The following is a 19,598-nucleotide window of genomic DNA, read 5'->3' as shown; positions in this document are numbered from 1 at the left end:
TATTACTAATCTTGAAGGGTTCTTAATAATGGATAGACTTAGCAGCTATACAAAAAACTATTCCTATTTTAGTTTTCAAAATTTTGGAAAAGTATAAATTAGGCAGATGACTATAAATGAATCTTTTGCTTATGAAGCCGTTACGGGATTTAAATTTGGTAGTCAATGGATAGGCAAACCAAAAATGATTTCGTTTGTGTACTATGTCGATGGTTTGTTAATAGACACGGGGCATCGCAAAATGCAAAAGCAAATTTTGCAGACATTATCACCGCTAACGGTAGATCAACTATTTATTACGCATCATCACGAAGATCATAGTGGCAACATCGCAGAAGTACAAGCCATGCACAAATGTCCAGTATATGCTTCTACGGAATGTAGCCAACTTATGAAAAGCCCTCCATCGATATCGTTGGCACAAAAGCTGACTTGGGGTTCACGACCTCCTTATGAGGATTTGATTGCAAAAGAAGATGTTTTGCAAACACCGAATTATGCTTTTCAAATTATACCAATTCCAGGCCACGCTTCTGATATGGTTGCGCTATACGAGCCTGATCGAAAATGGTTGTTTTCTGCAGACTTATTTATAAATACCCATATCGGCTACTTTTTGTATACAGAAAGCATACTGCAACAAATTGAATCCATTAATCGCATTCTAAAGTTGGATTTTAAAGTGATGCTTTGTAGTCATAATCCACAGTTTGAAAACCCAAAACAACAATTAATCAAAAAACGTGACTTTTTAAATGAATTTTATGATAAGGTGGCAAAGTTGCATAAGGAAGGTTACCAGGTCAACGAAATTATGAACATATTGAAGTTACAGGAATATAAATTAGTCAAACTACTTTCTGGTGGACATCTATCCAAAAAAAATATGGTAACATCAGTGATACGAGATTTTAATACATAAACTATAATGACACCATTAGTACTATTACACGGAGCACTAGGCAGTAAAAAGCAATTTGAAGTCTTAAAAGCAGAACTAGATGCCGACTTTGAGGTATATACCTTAAATTTTGAAGGTCATGGCGGTACCCCATCATTACATGAATTTTCTATTGACTTATTTACGGAAAATCTTATTGCATTTTTGAAAGAGAATAATTTGAAATCTGTAAACATTTTTGGGTATAGTATGGGGGGATATGTTGCTTTAAACCTTGCCTTGAAAAAACCAGAATTAGTAGACCAGATTATAACGTTAGGAACCAAATTTGACTGGAGTGCTGAGGCCGTCGCCAAAGAATTGAAAATGTTAAATCCAGATAAAATTGAGGAAAAAGTACCCAAATTTGCTGCAAAATTAAAACAGGATCATAGTCCTATGGACTGGAAAGAAATGATGCGCAAAACTGCAGCGATGATGCAAAGAATGGGTGAGGGGCAACGATTAGAGCTCCATCAGTTAGCCCAGATACAACATAATGTTATGACTGGCCTTGGAACTGAAGATACCATGGTGACCGAAGCTGAATCAAAACAAGTAAGCGATCTACTGCAAAATGCTAGTTTTATAGCGTTGCCAGAGGTACCACATCCCATTGATAAAATTGAGGCTAAAACCTTGTTGACTTTTATCAAATCAAGCTTGAGCTAGTGTCGGGATGAATGAAAAATACAGCTCATACCATCAATGTGAGCTCTTGGTTCCTTCTATAGATCTTGGTAACCAATAGGGATCATCTTCAGGAGTTCCATTAACATTAAAATCGTGAAGCCATTGCCCAGTAAAATGATTATCAGTTAGTTCTATATAAAAATCAATAAACATAGGGCTGACAGCTATGAGATGTATTTTATTGTCTGTACTTTCAGCCAGAAGTATAGGGAATTTCTTTTTTCTCCTACTTCTGGTAAACTCAATAAAACCTTCGATACTACCGTTCTGGTTTTTGTATAGTTCCATAACACCTTTACTTTTTTTGTTTCGAAGTGAAGTTGTTCTTATGTCCCATTTGCCAACAAGAGTAATAGCGTTAAGCATTGCGTAATCCGTTTTAGTATTACGTTTACTATTTACAAAAAGCTCAGCAATACTTTGGGCTTCTCTATCATTAAAAAAGACTTCATCTCCTGTATTAGCTAAATAAGCCAAAACTATCTTTTCATTTGGGTAAAGCATAAGATGACTGCGTGCGGTTGACATACTGCCACTATGATAAACTATAGCTGTTTGCAGTCTGCTTTGACCAACCTCCCAACCTAATCCATAGGGAATTTCTTTGCCGTTATTTAGTTTCGTTTTGCTAAAAAGTAGTTCTTTTGTTTTGTTTTTCAGGTAGTTGTTTGATAATAATGAATTTCCAAAATGAGCTAGATCTTCGGCTGTAGAAAGGTATCCTCCCCCTGGATATATAAAGCTGCGATTCATAAAAGGAGCTTCAATTCTATGATTTTTATTTTTAATATAAAATTTAGAAAGCGTTGTATCAGCATTGTTGGGTATATCAAAACTTGTATTGTTCATTTCCAAGTCATTCCATATATTTTGCATAATTTCTTTAAAATCGTGTTGACTTGCTTTTTCCATTGCAGCACCAAGTACTACCCATCCATAGCTCGAATATTCAAAACTACTACCAGGTTTAAAAAGTAAATCATCATTTTTAAAAGGAGCTAGGGCCTCGATTAAACTTGCATAGTTTGTCGTAGTCATTGTTTCCTTTTGAGAGGTATAATGCCTAATTCCTGATGTTGAGGAAGCCAGTTGCCTTGGTGTAACGATAAATTCTTTTTGAGGAAATTCGGGTACAAGTTTATGAATACTATCATCCAGCTTTAGTGTGCCGGTTTCTAGCATTTTACCTAAAGCAACTGAAGTTAATGGTTTGGAGACACTAGCGATCCGAAATTTAGTGTTTTTTGATACTGCTATTTTATGCTCTAGATCTTTATATCCAAAACTCTCTGACCAAACCAATACTCCATCAATCATAACTGCAATTTGAACACCTGGAATATTAGTTTGTTTTTTATGCTGCTCAATTAAAAATCGAGCTTTAGTGATGGCAGGATTATAATCCTGCGCCCAGGTATTTAATGTAAGTAAAACGATTAGTAAACAAAAAATTTTCATACAGTATACTTAAAGTTTAATTGTTAAGTGTTGACCATTCATTGTCTTTAACCTTAGCGTATCATTCGTATACAAAGAATTTATATTTTTTATGTAATCGCAAAAGGAATTAAACATTTCATTAGGTTTTTTGCCGTTAACCTCTCTTAATGTATCGCCAAGTTTTATGGGGATTTTATCTGTAGTTCTATTTACGATCCATAATGAATCGTTTATGAATCCTGGAATAAAGGTTTTTATAGGTTTTATTTCTACTTTTTCTGTTTGCTGTAAGGTTATTTCTTCCTCATCATAATCCAGATACACTAAAAAGTGCTCTAAAAAGTCGTTGCCTAACAGAATTTTGTTTAAAGTGGAAAATTCCACATTAATTTCAGTTTCTAAAGTTCCAATTTTAACAGGAAGTCTTTTGATCTTTATAGTATCTCTATTAGTGCCAAAGATTCCTGAAATTGACTGATCAAATACTACTAGATCTTCGTTTCCATCTAATTTATCTAAATAACTCATGGGTAATATGAGACCGCCATTGTATCCCACATCAAAAATTACATCCTCAACTTTTATATTTCCTAATTGAATATTTATTTCGGGTATACCAGAAAGTGTGGAAGTGGAGAAAGGAATAGTAGTACTTTTTAATGTGTTGTCTACGGGTAGCTTTGCTGAGGAAAAGGTCAATAATCTTTTTTTATAGTCGACTTTCCAGTTTGCCAGCTTGATAAGGTTTGATCCTATAATTCCCTGAGGACCGACACATCGGCTAGCTGAACTTTTATCATAGCTAAGTTTACCGGCAGCTATATCATAAAATTTATGATTGACAAATGTGAGGGAATCAATTTTTGTCATCGTAATCATTCTGGTAACCCCCTGAGCCGTGCCGTTTGATTTTTCAAAAATATCGGGGAGCTCCAGCGTGTTACTCAATGAATTTTCAATTTTACTATAAAAAGCACCCGTGTCAAAGATATACTGACCTTGCAATTTGCTGTTATTAGCTAATGCTGTAACAATGATTAGATCTTTTTCATAGGTAAAAGGAATTTCCTTAATGGCTTTCGGATTGTCCATTCGCGCAGGAGACTGTAATCTTGAATGTTCGACAAGGCTACAAGATATGGTACTTGTGGTAAGTGCTAAACAGAATATAATTTTGAGGGGCTTCATACTAGTTTTGTTTAAAGTTAATTTGGATTCTATTTTGATAATACAGTAAAAGTGGTATACCAATTAATGAGGGCAATGCAAAGGCCAAAAAAGGATTCATTAGTTCAAACCGGGTTACTATCGTTGATAAAAAAGCAGTAAAGGTGGCAATATATCCGCCCATCATATTACCAATATGCGCCAGATACCAATGGTAAGGCTCTTTAGGAGTTTTTATAAATTGTTTTAGATTGGTATAGGAGATTAATAATCCGCCGATACCAAATCCGATACTTAATAAAGCGCCTGAATTTATTCCGGGTCTGGCAAGGAGGTAATATATGCCTAAGAGTATAAAAATACTATTAGCTAAACCATTAACGATGCCGGCAGTCCAGTCGTACCATTTTGGTCGTTGACCTTTATGAAGCTTTTTTAACTTAAGAAACCGTACACCACTAAAAACACTATAATAGCTTAAAAATGCAATTAGAAATAAAAAACGGTTAAACCGATATCCAGCTATCACAATTCCAGTGATAAAAACGACTGTCATCGCTAAGAAATAAATTCTACCAGCTTTATTATGATTTGCTCTACCTTTTTTACTTAGGATAGCAATAGCACCGGTAATAAGAGATAAGGTACCAGCAAGAATATGTATGTATAGGATATAGGTAATGATTGTCTCCATATTTTTTTTGACAAAAATGGTAATGGAGAGGCCTTCTAACCATGTGTTAGTAAGGTTTTGGTATCAAATGGAAGGATTAGTTACCAATGGGATGCTTAGCGTTATAGGTTTTGAATCAAGCTTTCTAATTCTTGCCTTTTTTGTCGGGACACAGGCACCCTTTCTTTGATGTTTCGTAATACTAATTCTAGATTACGCGCATTGCCATCCACTCGTATTATTTTTTCTAAGTTGATCACATAACTTTTATGGCAATGAAAAAAAAGATGTTTTGGGAGTGGTTCTTCTAAAGATTTTAATCGATTACGAATTAATTTTTTTTCAATTTTGTTAATACCTGAATCATAATACACTTCGACATAATTGCCGTCGGATTTGAGAAAATAAATTTGCTCAGGATTTAAGATAAGTTCCGTTTTTTGGTTTTCGGCATCAAGTTTTATTTTATGAGTTGAAGATTCTGTTAATTGCGCTGTTGATCTTAATTTTTTGGTCAACTTCAGAGCTTGTTGTAGCTTTTTTTGATGATGTGTGTTCTGATCAATAACGATCAATACTAATACAGGTATGGCTCCTATTAAGACGGTTTTTATAACTATAGAAACAAAAAGAGTGGTAATAGGTTGATCTGATAATCCGCTGATAACAAAAATCAAGAAAATACAGCATATTATGGAAAAAAGAACGCTCAAAACGAGCACAAATTCTTTCCCAACGGACCATTTTTCTTCTTGCATAAAACCGGGAAAAATCTTTTTGTATAACTTTACAATACCCCAAACATTTAAGGAGGCGATCAATCCATTGAGAAAACCAAATGCGAATCTATAAGTGAGATTTAAAGTACCATAACCAAAAGGGGCAAATAGTAAGATAACCAAAAGCGTCACTACACCGGGTATTACAATACTCTTCCAATTGTATATGAAGGGGTGAGGTTTATTAAATACTTGTACTAGCCACATTATCTTTTGGGTTAATTGCAGAAGGAAATAAAAATAAGCTTTTCTTTACAAATAGCACTCACTTAGGTTTTAGTGATTAAATTTAAAACAGATAGCAATTATTTTTCCTTACATCTTTTTTATTTATCAGTCTTGGCAGTTTGTTGCTTGAAATAACTTAATTTGTTTGTATTTTGGTTATGCAAATTGAAAGGAATTAATAACAACAAGTTAGTTTCATACTATAAAAATGGTAGAGATTGTAACCACTATATTATTCTTAATTGCCGTTATAGATCCGATAGGGTCGGTGCCGGTATATCTGGAAGCAACAAAGCATTTGGACACAGCACATAAGCGATTGGTTGCTATAAAAGGTTCTGGCTGGGCATTTATTATCTTCCTCTTTTTTATTGTCATCGGTCAGTTGATTTTAGAAGGGATGGCTATTTCGCTAGAGGCTTTCCAAATCTCAGGAGGAGTCATTCTATTTTTATTTTCGTTGACTATGGTTTTTGGAGATGGTAAACCCGAACGCGAAAAAAGTCAAATAAAAGACTATAATCACGTTACTGTTTTTCCGGTTGCCATACCTTCTATTGCATCACCAGGAGCAATTATGGCTGTAGTATTGATGACCGATAATCACATTTATACCATAAAGGAACAAGCGCTTACCACTTTGTTAGTCTTGGTAGTAGTGGTGTTAACCTGTGTTTTACTATTGCTGGCAAACGGAGTTCAAAAACGTATCGGAGACTACGGTATTACGGTGATAAGTAAAATCATGGGATTAATCTTAGCTTCCTATGCCACACAAGCCATTTTAAGTGGATTGGGTACCTATTTTTTAAAATACCATAATTAACTCAATAAATAAATTGAATAGGGGGTAGGGTTAAATCGTGTTAAGACGTTTATAGTGTAAGGGAGATAACAATTTGATTGATATGGAGTCGGTTAAACTGATAACCTTATAAGCAAAGAAGAATTAGTCATCCAATGGTGGATTGGATAGCGCTAGGTAGCATGGAGTGCCAAAGAGTATGGTTTTGTAATTTGGGAGAATTAACCGGTTTAACTTTTAATTCTATACAAACTTACTAACTCCAGCTACAACTAGCAACTTGCAGGTATTAGGTAATCCTTATTTAAGGCTAACTGTGGTATTTTAATCTTTTCAATATCCAATTTTATTCTTTTACTACCTTTGTTACGTAATGCTTAGCATTGACTTGCAGAGTAATAAAATATACTCCCTTAGCATAAGAACTTAAATCGAGTACCAATTGACTTTCAGTAGCATCTAGTTGTTGAACGAGTTGACCGTTTAGATTATAAATGCTTACTGTTAGAGGCTTACTTAAATCATCCTGAATAGTTAGATAAGCAAAATTTGCAGTAGGATTTGGGTAGATGTTGAACCAAGAAGTGTTCTCCTCCAGATCTGATACCGATAGGGTTTGTTCTTCCATAACTTCTAAGTAAAATTCGCGATTAATCGAATTGCTATCATTAGTACAGGTCCATAGTTGTATGATGGTACCGTCATCGGATTGTCCACTTTTGAGATCCATACATTTATCTGCAGCTTTATTTACAAACTGGTATTTACAATTACTTGTTTCATTAATAATATAGAGTTGAGAGTCACTTCCATTAAATGCTTGTAGCTCCAGCTGTGTACCATTAGACACATCAGGAGCGGTTAGGTATAGGTTATTGCTTACATTTTTAACTGCATAATATCCTTCATTTTGCGCTTCCAAGACCCAACTGTTAATCGTGCTGTCAGTACAACTTTGTTGAATTATAGTATTCTGCTCATCCATTGTTACACATTTATTATGTCGAGTTCTTATGCGATATACTCGATCGGTTTGAATAAGATTACTCTCGCAACTCTCTGTAGCACAATTAGACACTTTTAGGCTGTTAAATCCTCCGTTTACTGTTGTATTACCGACCCTATTAACATTTGGCCAGGCATTATGGCACCAGTCTATTAATTCATTCAGTATGGTGCAGTCAACCTTAGTTTCTTTTAACCTTTGAATCGTATAAAACAGTTTAGCGCTAAAATGCCCCTGGTATAAACCAGAGTTAGGTAGATCACGGATTTCTGTTATGTTTTCCCTGTCCAACATATATTGAATTTCACTACCACCCCAATCATCATCAGGATTACGATCCCAATCATTCAGATTGTTTTTTGATTTGTTTACCTCATCCAAAAACTGAAGTAATAGTGCCTCAATAACCCATTTGTCCAGTTCTGGATGAATGTTTTGTAAGGGCTCTAAAATTCTTTCAGGATTATTTTTCCCATACCACATGGAATTTTGATGATTGATACCTAAAAAGATAAACGGACCTTGATTTCTTATCCTAAATCCTGATTCATCAGGTTTGTAATTATCAAATCGTTGGGTTCCTAGATTTCCGCTCCAGTTTCGGATTTGATACATTTGATTTACGGTAGAATAGTAGCGAAGCGGCTCATCAATCCCGGATTGCTGCATGGTTTTTCCTATAAATTCATTGAGGTAATTAAAATCTGAAGGTGTTGTACCTCCAACCAAGCCATTACCTCCGTTTAATATAAATTGCAAGTGATACCAATTGGTCGACTCAAAAAATCCAGTAGCTCTTGATTGCCCTTCAAAAGCGTCACTATTGTTATCATAGGCCAAACCGGTAAAATGAGGAGGTATTTCAAAAACGTTATATTTTCGAGAAGGCCATTGACGTGTGCCAGGTTGATCTTCAGGATTGGTAAACCAATCCGCCTTATCTTGCAGTTCATACTCATTCATGATTTGAAAATTCTTTACTGCCATATAACGTGCTAAACTGGTAGCAGCGATTTCTGCATTGATTCCATCATTTAAATGTTGATAAGCAGGGCTGTCATTGAATAAGGTCCTCCAATGTCTCGGGTTGGTGGCACCATCTTGTATAAAATTTCTAAATGTACCGTACCAATCCCAATGCTTTCTAATGAAGCGAGATCTAATTTCGTTCTCATTGTTTTTATTAGCATCTAACCATGCAATAAAATCCTCGGTAGCAGCCAAGGGTCTTGTGCCCTGATTATAAATAAAGTCATTTCGAGAAAAGGCATCCATAGGGTGTACTATGGGCAACCAATGTTTCCAATCCGGAAATTGAATCGCTAATGGTATTAGCGTACGATCGTCCATCTTGTTAGCGTTGAAATAATCATATACGGAGTATTTAGATATATTTTCACCAAACAGGTAGGGCGCCATTTCGGCATCGGTTTCTAATACCCATTCTAACCCAGCTCCAGCAGACCATTCTGCTATAGGTTTGTCTTTTAGTACAGGGCCTGGTTGATACGGCGGATTCCAAGGTCTACCATAACGTGCTACGCCGGGTTCGGCTGAGAGACTACGAATGTATGCCGCGATATCTTTACCTTCCTGCTCCGATAACCCGTGAAATTTTGATCGTTCAATAATCGATAGATTAGAGTAACTAAAAATTTCAAGGTCTCTACCGTCTCGGGTATGACAGTCAGTGCATTTGGCACGTATAGTTCTTTTAGCAGGTACCGAGTGGCTATACCAAAAACCTTCTGTATTATTTAAATCATAGTGATTCCAAAGATTACCTCGATTATGCCATAAGTCCCTTCCATTAGATACGGAGCTTCCGGCTGGAGCTGTCCAATCTGCCGGATCCTCTTGTGTAAACCTCGATTCTGGTAAAAGTTGTTCACCATTACTATCCAATATATTCAGGGCGACCACTCTATAGCCAATAGAGATACCATCAGAAGTATTAAATCTAAATTTTAAGGTATTAGCACCCGTAATCAGACCACTCAATGGAATGATTAAACGAATTGTACTTACTGCTCCGTGTGCCATGCCTCCATAGGCAAGCTCTTTAGGGTGAACATTAGCTGTTGTATGATTTAAAGAGATCCAATTTCCATCATTTACTTGTATACTCGCTTTATCTTGATAACTGATATTGTTCATTAGTAACCAAAGCTCATTGGCCGCTGACACCTCAGAAGAAGATAATGTGATGATGCGCTCTACTACAGTGCCTTCATTGCCTAAAACTTCTATGGGTAGTAATATAGATTCATTTTGAGAAGGAATGTCGGTATAATTACCTCGAATAGCTTGATTGTCATTGGAAATAAAAATGGCACTGAAAAGTAAAGAAAAAATAATTCCAGTAGCAAAAGGGATATGTTTCATTTTGGGGATTTAAAAAAATAGCAAAGTCTTAATGTTATGTTAATTTTTAAAGATACAAATCTTTTCAAAAAAAGCTACATCCTTTATAAAATAATAGCAATTAATAAATTTTAGAGCTACAATTTAGTATGTAAAGGACTGATTACTAGGGTAAAAAAGTGAAAAGCCTTATGATTTTTCATTTGTTTTTATTATACTTGCATAGCAATAATTACGGTTTTACCTCAAATCTATTATGTTTAAATACTCATTCATTTTCATCGCACTATTGTGCATTGGATGCAACACGACCCCAAAAAAGGAACTTCCTAATACGCCAGAATACACCAATTTAATTGGACAATGGCAAGTAACCCAATCAGATCTTTTACCTTTTGAGCATCAATCCTACTGCAAACAACTAGGATTGGAGAGTGTATTTGCTTTTGATAAGTATGGAAAGATTAAGATCTACGGAGATAAGAAAGAAGAGCAATTCTGTAATCTAGATCAAAAATTTTGGATTAAAGATGATAAATTAGTCATTTTTGAGGATGATTTTGGATTTGATTACCAGATAGTTTCTCTAACTTCTGAAAAATTGATTCTACATACAGATCATATGCCTGCATACCTTTTTGAGAATAGCGCAAACGACGCAAAAAGTAAATCTTTTGATATTACCAGATTGCAGGATAAGGGTATTACAATACAGCTATCTAAAATACAGTAATCAAGGTATTGGTTGTTTTGTAGTGCTTCCTTAGAGCTCAATGTTTTTTTAAAGAATAGGTCTAAAAATTTACTAACAGCAGCTATTCACTTATTTAGCTACTAGTTTTTATCAAAAACGTTGCTTATATTTAGGTTTTAATCTTAAAACCTTTAATTTCATGTTACAAAATCTTTCAAAATTAGGAACAAAGCTTACAAAAGAGGAAATGAAAGCCACCAAAGGGGCTTGGGGAGGAAGAACAACTCCTTGTTTCTGGTGTCTTTGCGATTATTCAAATCCACCAGCACCAGAGTCTAATTGCTGTTGTGTAAACTAAATTACTATAAATGAAAGCGGACTTCGGTTCGCTTTTCTTATTAAATCTATTTTTTTTTGATATGAACATGAAAAATCCAATAGTCTGGTTCGAGATTTACGTTAATGACCTGAAAAGAGCACAACAATTTTATGAAACAGTATTTCAGGTATCTTTAGAATCCATATCACCACCTTCAGAGGAGGATAAATCTTTCCAAATGCTATCTTTTCCATCAGATATGAATAGTCACGGATCTTCTGGTGCACTAGTAAAAGTAAACGGAATGACAGCTGGCGAAAATAGCGTACTCGTATATTTTGAGAGTGAAGACTGTGCTATTGAAGAAGCTCGTATAGCATCTGCTGGGGGTAAGGTCATCAAATCAAAATTCTCCATTGGTGAATTTGGTAACTGTACTTTAGCTGAAGATTCAGAAGGAAATATGTTTGGGATTCATTCCATGGCATAAGGTGTTTAATAATGCTATCGTGTACCTTAAAACTATTTTTTGGTGATTTATCGAGACCAAAGTGTATTTTTGTGTAGAAACCAAATCGAGTATTTGATCTTGAAAACTCCTTATAAACTCATACTTTTCTTTTTCTTATTTACTATTGCTTTAAGTTCTCAGACTGAGGAAAGCTCCCTAGCTGATCTAAAACGCAAAGTAGCCGAGTCAGAGTCTGATTCAGCTTTTGTAGCTCATAAGATAGCGCTTATCAAGTACGTATTAAATAGAGATATTGATACGACAAGGGTACTGGTAAACGAGGTTTTAACAGACTTGGAAAACATAGACAACAGTACTTCTCCTTTTTATTATAGTAAGCGGGTAGAGGCTATTAATTACCTGGCAATTGTTGACGCTAAACAGAGTTTTGCTGAAAAAGCGTTGTCAAATTACTTAAAGGCTTTAGAGATGGCTGAAAAAATAGAGGACTCAATTGTATTAGGTTTTACCATACATAACCTAGGAATGTTTTACAGAAGACAAAAAGAGTATAATAAAGCCAAAGTTTACCTTAAAAAGGCAATTGCCATCAAAGAAGCTATTTATCAAGACTCAGATGATATTGCATTATCCTACAATATGTTAGGGGTAACACATTTCTATAAGAAAGAGTTTGATTCGGCACTTACTCGATATAGTAAGGCAAAACAATTATATAAAACCAAACTTGGTAAAACCAAAGTAAATGGAAATTTAGCATTATTGTACTATTCTTCGAAACAATATGATAAAGCCATAAACACTTTTCAGGAAAATGCTGAGATTTTTAAAGAGTTAGGGATTTTAAGTGAATTGAGTATTACCTATCAAAATCTTGCCGCTTCTTATAATGGGTTGAAAAATTACCATAATGCAATTTTAATATTGGATAGCGCAATTGCCTTGTCAAAAAGGATCAAACATAAAGAGCGATTAGTTCAGCAGTATGCTAGCCGTAGTTCTGCGCATAGCAATAATGGCAACTACGAACTCGCACTAAGAGATTATAAGATGCATAAGGCATATTATGATTCCATAAATGACATTGATCGGGCAAAACGCATCACAGCTTTAGAATTGAATTATCAATTCGAAAAGGAAAAATTACAAAGTGACTTAGCGTTACAGAATGAAAAAACGAAGCAGCGATGGTATTTAGTACTACTGCTATTGTCGGTTTTATCAGCCCTGATCATATTTTGGCTAATTAGAAAAAATACCAGGCAACGATTGGATTTGTCAAATGAACGGCTTCAAAATGAGCGCTTAGAAAAGGAAACGACCCGGCGAGAACTTGAACTCAAGGAATCAGAATTAAAAAATGAATCTTTGAGTAATCAAGTTAAACACGAGTTTCAAGAACAGATAGCAGTTCAGTTACAAGAAATTATTAAACTTAACGATGATCACGCTAAAACCAAGGCGATAAAATCGCTATTAGCATCTCTAAAATCAACTACAACAAAAAATACGGTTTCGACTAATTTAAGTGCATTTATAGAAAAGGTCAGTCCTGAATTTAAGATCAAATTGTCAACTGATTTTTCGTTTTTAAATGACAAAGAAATAAAGTATTTGTATTTGATGAAAATGGGATTATCTAACTACGAAATTAAAGATGTTTTAAATACCACATTAGCCTCTGTAAAATCAACTAGATACAGGATAAGAAAAAAGCTTAAAGTGGATTCTGATCAGGACATCATTCAATACATAGAGCAATATTCAAATAACGATATTGCTTAAGTCTTTTAAAATAAGAGTTGATACCCATTTGATACCCCTTATTACTTTCACATTTTATTAAGAAACGTTTTATTTGCACTAAATTATCAACGTCTTAACCCATGGCAAAAAAACTACTTTCACTTTTAGCTTTATTTTTTTCTTTAGTAACATTTGCACAAACTACTGCTATTCCGGATAGTAATTTTGAACAAGCCCTAATAGATCTGGGGATTGATTCTGATGGAATAATCAACGGGCAGGTATTGACCTCAGATATTTCTTCTATTACTTCTTTAACTATTGAAGGAAAAAACATAAGTGACCTTACTGGTATAGAAGACTTCGTAGCCTTAGAAGCACTGGAATGTAGATACAACAATATTACGGAAGTAGATATTTCTAATAATGTACTATTAAAAGATGTGTTATTCGGTAATAATAGGTTAACCACATTAGATTTAAGTGCAAATAATGATCTTATTTTGATAGGAGCTGAAAGTAATGATTTGAATGAAATAGTTTTACCTTCTACGCCTACAAAAGTTATAGGAGTTAATTTTAATAATAATGAGTTGACCAAACTGGATTTAAGTGTGCTTCCCGAGCTCAGGCAAATACGATTGAATGATAATTTACTATTAAGTGAATTGATAGTCACTAACATAAGCTACACTAGGGTAACCACTTTTGAAACTCGACGTACACCTTTATTAAGCTGTATTGAGGTGGATGACCCCACTTATAGTGCTGCTAACTGGACTACTATTGATGCCAATAATAGTTTTAGTACGGATTGTCCACCTATTATTACGTTGATAGGAGCTAACCCACAAATCATTGAATTGGGTGCTGGTTATACGGAACTGGGTGCAACTACAAATGATGGATCAGCGATAGTGATTGATGATACAGAGTTTGTTGATGCTACAGGCACATACACTATTTATTATGATGCTACAGATGCAACAGGTAATGATGCTATACAGATAACCAGGACGGTAAATGTGGTGGATTCCAATTCTCAAGTAGGGAATGCGCTGGATTTTGATGGTGCCGATGACATTGTGGTAGTACCTAATAACACAGTGTTAGAATTTGAAACCGGAATTATTGAAACTTGGGTCAAGCCAGACTGGGATTCCGGAACTCAAGGGTATAATCCTTCTTTTCTTGGGTTACGAGACCAAAATGGTGCTCGATTTAGTTTTCATATAAGAGATGACTATTCGGCATTAGACCTCTATAATGGTGGTGTAAGTACACTTAACTATACTTTTACACAGGGGCAATGGTATCATATTGCCTTAGTTTTAAAAGCGACTGAGACAGATGTGTATATCAATGGTGATTATGAAGGAACCATAAATAGATCGATTAATACAAGCCAAACGGGAAAGAATCTTAATATCGGTAGTAGCAATGGAATTTCTGAATATTTTAAAGGGGAGATAGATGATATTCGTATTTGGTCTGGTAGCACAACCTATTGCGAAACCGTGTATTATAGATATGCTGAACTAGTAGGTAATGAAACTGGTTTGATTGCCTATTATAATTTTGATCAAGGCATTGCGGGAACAGATAATTCCTCTGAAACTGTACTCACCAATTTATCCTCAAATGGATTAAATGGTACACTTTTCAATTTTACATTAGCCGGAGGGAGTTCAAACTGGATAGTTTCAGGCGCAACTCATGTGCTAGCAGACAATTGTTACACCGCTATTCTAGATCAAAACTTTGAACAAGCATTAATTGATTTGGGAATTGATTCTGATGGAGTAATTAATGGTTTGGTATTGACCTCCGATATTTCTGCTATTACCTCATTGGTGATTGAAGAACTTGATATTTCTGATTTGACTGGTATAGCTGATTTTACAGCATTAGAATTGCTTAGGGTACGAGGAAATGATTTAACGCAATTAGACCTGTCGAGTAATTTAGAGTTAAGGACATTGTATGCAGGTTATAATTTTTTAACTACTATTGACTTATCTTCAAACACAAAACTAAGTCGTTTAGGATTGGAGGGTAACGGATTAGTGGAATTTATCATATCTCCTTTAGCATCTAATTTATTTGAATTTAATGTTGCAGATAACAACCTAAAAGAAATTGATTTAAGTAGTTATCCAACTTTGGCTTTGGTTATAGTAAAGAATAACCCTGTACTTGAACGCATTTCGGTAAAAAATGGTAATAATGGTGACATCTCTGTATTTCAATCTGCTAATACACCCTTGCTATCTTGTATCGAAGTAGATAATGTTTCTTATAGTGAAACTAATTGGACCGATATTGACAGTGCTAATAATTTTAGCACAGATTGCCATTTGGATGATACATATGTACCCGATAATAACTTTGAACAAGCGCTTATAGATTTAGGGTATGATAGTGTTTTAGATGATTATGTGTTAACAGACAATATTGAAGTGGTTACTAGGTTAATTCTTGACTCTAAAAACATTTCTGATTTAACTGGTATTGAAGACTTTCAAGCTTTGGAGTATCTAAGATGTAGATCAAATAATTTGCCTGATGTCAATTTTTCTAATAATTTGGAGCTACAGGAACTTTTTATAGGAGCAAATGATTTAGAGCATATAGATGTATCAGCCAACACCAAACTTTTTAGATTGGCGATAGAATCAAATCAATTAACGATACTTCTACCATCAGAATTGCCTCAAAGCCTAAGCATTTTAAATGTTGATAATAATAATCTTTCCACATTAGATCTCAGTGATTTTCCTAATTTAAGAACTTTGAGATTTAAAAATAACTCTCAATTGAGCTATTTTGATTTTAGAAATGGAAACAACACTAATGTTACCACCTTTGAAGGCTCTTCTAATCCAATGTTAAATTGTATTGAAGTGGATGATCCTTCTTATAGCACAACAAATTGGACCAATATAGATGCACATACTTCATTTAGTCCGAAGTGCACTCCGCCTCTAATTACATTAAATGGAGCCAATCCACAAATAATAGAATTAGGAGCTGGCTATACGGAACTAGGAGCGACTACAGATGATGGTTCTGATGTAACTATAAATACGTCTGACTTTATAGACGCAGTAGGCAGTTACATTATTTATTATGACGCTACAGATATCTATGGCAATGATGCTGTGCAGGTTACTCGTACAGTAAATGTGGTAGACACTACAGCTCCTGTGATTACATTATTGGGGGACAATCCTCAAACTATAGAATTAGAAGCTGGATATGCGGAACTAGGAGCGACCTCAGATGATGGTTCTGATATCATTATAGATGCTTCAGAATTTATGGATGCAGTAGGTAGTTATACTATCTATTACGACGCTACCGATACATACGGCAATGATGCTGTGCAGGTTACCCGTACAGTAAATGTGGTGGATACAACAGCACCGGTGATTACATTAACGGGTGACAATCCTCAAATTATAGAATTAGGAGACGGCTATACAGAACTGGGAGCAATAACGGATGATGGTTCAGCTTTACAAATTGACACTTTAGAGTTTTTGGATCTCGTAGGTAGCTATACTATTTATTACGACGCTACCGATACATACGGCAATGATGCTGTACAGGTTACCCGCACAGTTAATGTAGTGGATACCACAGCACCGGTGATTACATTAACGGGTGCCAATCCTCAAACTTTAGAATTAGGAACTGGATATGCGGAACTAGGAGCAACTACAGATGATGGATCTGATGTAATCATAAATGCATCCGCATTTGTAGATGCTATAGGTAGTTATACTATTTATTACGATGCTACAGATGCTTCAGGTAATGATGCAGTTCAAATTACTAGAACAGTAAACGTGGTTGACACTACCGCTCCGGTCATTACATTATTGGGCGCTAACCCTCAAACTATAGAATTAGGAGATGGCTATACGGAACTAGGAGCAACTACAGATGACGGTTCCGATGTGATCATTAATGCATCCGCATTTGTAGATGCTATAGGTAGTTATACTATTTATTATGACGCTACAGATGCTTCAGGAAATGATGCAGTTCAAGTTATAAGAACTGTAAATGTGGTAGACACTACCGCTCCGATAATTACATTGACAGGTGCCAATCCTCAAACCGTAGAATTAGGAGCTGGGTATTCGGAATTAGGAGCGACAACAGATGATGGTTCTGATGTGATCATTAATGCATCCGCATTTGTAGATGCTGTAGGTAGTTATACCATTTATTACGATGCAACAGACGCTTTTGGGAATGCTGCGGCACAGCTTATCCGTACGGTGAATGTGGTGGATACTACTGCTCCTATAGCTAATTGTATTGGTGAGCTTCCGTTTTCACTGGACGAAACAGGAAATCTTACCATTACTGCAGATGCTATTGATAATGGCTCTTCAGATCTTTCAGGTATCAAATCCTTAAGTATTGATAGAGCTACCTTTGATTGTTCTGATATCGGAGCACCGATTAGCATCACCCTAACGGTTATAGATAATAATGATTTAGTAAGTACTTGTAGTACTACTATACGTGTAGTAGATACTTCATATCCAGTGTTTGATACAGCTACCTTACCCGTTGATGTCGTTGTAGGCTATAATAATGCAGAGAATACAGGATATATATTACCAGATTATAGAGAACAAATTATACTTACGGATAATTGTTCCACTACCTTGGATATTCAACAATATCCTTCACCCGGACAAACCGTTGGTAATGGAGTACGCACTATTACTATTGAGGTTTTTGACGAGTATAACAATTTTAATTTCTATGAATTTTCATTAACTGTTGATGAAACCTTAAGTATAGAAGACAATACTATTGAAGGCCTATCCGTCTATCCGGTGCCTACAAAAGACATAGTGTATTTTGGCATGGAACTAGATGAAATCTCAGTGATTACGATCACAGGTCAAAAAGTTCAACAACTAAATAATACAGCGTCCATTAATATTTCAGCCTTACCTGATGGGGTTTATTTTGCTCATATTATAAAGGGTCAAAAGCAGGATGTTGTTCGTCTTATTAAGAATTAATTGAGTGTTTTTCTCATAGCATACCTGTAAAAAATTAAGCTAGAGAGGGTAACAAATCTCATTCAACAAAGTATTTATCAATGTTGATACCCATTTGATACCCTCTGTTTTTTCACATTTAATTAAGAATTGTGTTGTTTTGCCTTGACATTCAAATCAATCATTTTAGATAAAACGAAAACTAAACTTTTGGACATAACTTCAATGCGTACTCAGGGTAAAAGGTTTGTAATTTCTTACATAAATAATACGTGTTATTACTTATACCGTAACTAAAATAGAACATCTAATTTTAAACAACTTTCAACCATCAAATAAATTAAACCTAATCATGAAACACACTTTACTAATCTCATTTCTTTTCACATTTTTTATTATTTCTACCGGTATTGCACAGTCTTCAGCTAATGCATCTGGAATTGCTATTCAGGGTATAGCAAGAAATGATAATAATACGGCATTAATTAATAGTGCTGTAAACCTTACATTTCAGTTATACTATCTCAATGCTTCAAATTTAGAAGAGACTGTTTATTCTGAAACCTTGTCACTAACTACGGATGCTTTTGGAGTATTTTCTCACGTAATAGATCCTGGATCTGTAAATAACGCTATAATCGCTAATAATCAGGTGTATCTGCGTATCACAGAAGGTTCCACAGTAATTTCTAATGAAAAGCTAAAGCACGTACCTTATGCTATTTCTGCAAATAATGGAGTACCTACAGGCTCTATAATGCCTTTTATCGGAACTACAGCTCCAGAAGGTTGGGTGCTTTGTAATGGACAGAGCTTAACCTCTGTGCCAGGTGCCGCGAACCTTATAATTTTATTGGGTTCTAATAATGCACCTAATCTACAAGGTATGTTCCTTAGAGGAACAGGAACCAGTCCGGTTAACAACGAAGCAGGTCCTTCTCTTATGGCAACGCAGGATGATGCTTTTGAATCCCATAATCACCCTAATGATTTATCCATAGTCAATGATGGAAATCACACACACGATTCTTCTTTCGGTACACAGCGATTTGATAATGACGACAATGATGGTCCTGGTGATGGTTATGTACGACCAGGTAACGGTACAGAAAATATTGTAGTTACCTCACAGGATGGTTCTCATAGTCATAATATCAATGGTGGGGTGCTAGCTACAGGAAATAATGAAACCAGACCGGTGAATTACGGGGTAAACTACATCATTAAACTTTAAGCAAAACA

At 35.2% G+C, this 19,598-nt stretch carries 14 protein-coding genes; 9 read left to right on the top strand and 5 right to left on the bottom strand.

Annotated elements, in window-relative coordinates; translation table 11 throughout:
- Positions 1-106: 106 nt before the first annotated feature.
- Positions 107-922 carry an MBL fold metallo-hydrolase gene (locus EV197_RS12605; protein WP_130287148.1) on the top strand — a complete coding sequence of 272 codons (816 nt, stop codon included), beginning with the start codon at positions 107-109 and terminating at the stop codon, positions 920-922.
- Between the two features lie 6 nt (positions 923-928).
- Entirely contained in the window at positions 929-1,612 is a 684-nt protein-coding gene (locus tag EV197_RS12600; protein ID WP_130287147.1) for an alpha/beta fold hydrolase, read from the top strand.
- Between the two features lie 33 nt (positions 1,613-1,645).
- Here EV197_RS12600 and EV197_RS12595 read toward each other — a convergent pair whose 3' ends face one another.
- From EV197_RS12595 to EV197_RS12580, 4 genes are all read right to left on the bottom strand, one after another.
- Positions 1,646-3,091: a serine hydrolase domain-containing protein gene (locus EV197_RS12595; RefSeq protein ID WP_130287146.1), complete on the bottom strand. Its 1,446-nt coding sequence runs from the start codon at positions 3,089-3,091 to the stop codon at positions 1,646-1,648.
- 9 nt (positions 3,092-3,100) lie between these two features.
- Entirely contained in the window at positions 3,101-4,261 is a 1,161-nt protein-coding gene (locus EV197_RS12590; RefSeq protein ID WP_130287145.1) for an aspartyl protease family protein, read from the bottom strand.
- Between the two features lies 1 nt (position 4,262).
- Entirely contained in the window at positions 4,263-4,934 is a 672-nt protein-coding gene (locus EV197_RS12585) for a DUF2306 domain-containing protein (RefSeq protein ID WP_130287144.1), read from the bottom strand.
- A gap of 101 nt (positions 4,935-5,035) precedes the next feature.
- Entirely contained in the window at positions 5,036-5,899 is an 864-nt protein-coding gene (locus EV197_RS12580; RefSeq protein ID WP_130287143.1) for a LytR/AlgR family response regulator transcription factor, read from the bottom strand.
- Positions 5,900-6,128: 229 nt separating this feature from the next.
- Here EV197_RS12580 and EV197_RS12575 point away from each other — a divergent pair, with 229 nt between their 5' ends.
- Positions 6,129-6,746 carry a MarC family protein gene (locus tag EV197_RS12575; protein WP_130287142.1) on the top strand — a complete coding sequence of 206 codons (618 nt, stop codon included), beginning with the start codon at positions 6,129-6,131 and terminating at the stop codon, positions 6,744-6,746.
- A gap of 325 nt (positions 6,747-7,071) precedes the next feature.
- Here the strand turns inward: EV197_RS12575 and EV197_RS12570 are convergent, their stop codons facing one another.
- On the bottom strand, positions 7,072-10,116 hold the full coding sequence (locus EV197_RS12570; RefSeq protein WP_130287141.1) for a T9SS type A sorting domain-containing protein: 3,045 nt from the start codon (positions 10,114-10,116) through the stop codon (positions 7,072-7,074).
- A gap of 235 nt (positions 10,117-10,351) precedes the next feature.
- Here EV197_RS12570 and EV197_RS12565 point away from each other — a divergent pair, with 235 nt between their 5' ends.
- From EV197_RS12565 to EV197_RS12545, 6 genes are all read left to right on the top strand, one after another.
- Positions 10,352-10,828, top strand: coding sequence for a hypothetical protein (locus EV197_RS12565; protein ID WP_130287140.1), 477 nt, complete (start codon positions 10,352-10,354; stop codon positions 10,826-10,828).
- Positions 10,829-10,988: 160 nt separating this feature from the next.
- Complete coding sequence (locus tag EV197_RS17095) at positions 10,989-11,147, top strand: hypothetical protein (protein WP_165389059.1); 159 nt, start codon at positions 10,989-10,991, stop codon at positions 11,145-11,147.
- A 10-nt stretch (positions 11,148-11,157) separates the two neighbouring features.
- Entirely contained in the window at positions 11,158-11,598 is a 441-nt protein-coding gene (locus EV197_RS12560) for a VOC family protein (RefSeq protein WP_242610731.1), read from the top strand.
- A 99-nt stretch (positions 11,599-11,697) separates the two neighbouring features.
- Positions 11,698-13,365 carry a tetratricopeptide repeat protein gene (locus EV197_RS12555; protein WP_165389058.1) on the top strand — a complete coding sequence of 556 codons (1,668 nt, stop codon included), beginning with the start codon at positions 11,698-11,700 and terminating at the stop codon, positions 13,363-13,365.
- A gap of 101 nt (positions 13,366-13,466) precedes the next feature.
- Entirely contained in the window at positions 13,467-18,377 is a 4,911-nt protein-coding gene (locus EV197_RS12550; protein ID WP_130287138.1) for an immunoglobulin-like domain-containing protein, read from the top strand.
- 331 nt (positions 18,378-18,708) lie between these two features.
- A complete protein-coding gene (locus tag EV197_RS12545) occupies positions 18,709-19,590 on the top strand; it encodes a phage tail protein (RefSeq protein WP_130287137.1) in 882 nt (293 codons plus the stop codon).
- Positions 19,591-19,598: the final 8 nt, after the last annotated feature.

Source organism: Aquimarina brevivitae (genome assembly GCF_004216895.1).
Taxonomy (GTDB): Bacteria; Bacteroidota; Bacteroidia; order Flavobacteriales; family Flavobacteriaceae; genus Aquimarina; species Aquimarina brevivitae.
This window is presented reverse-complemented; position numbering and strand designations above follow the sequence as displayed.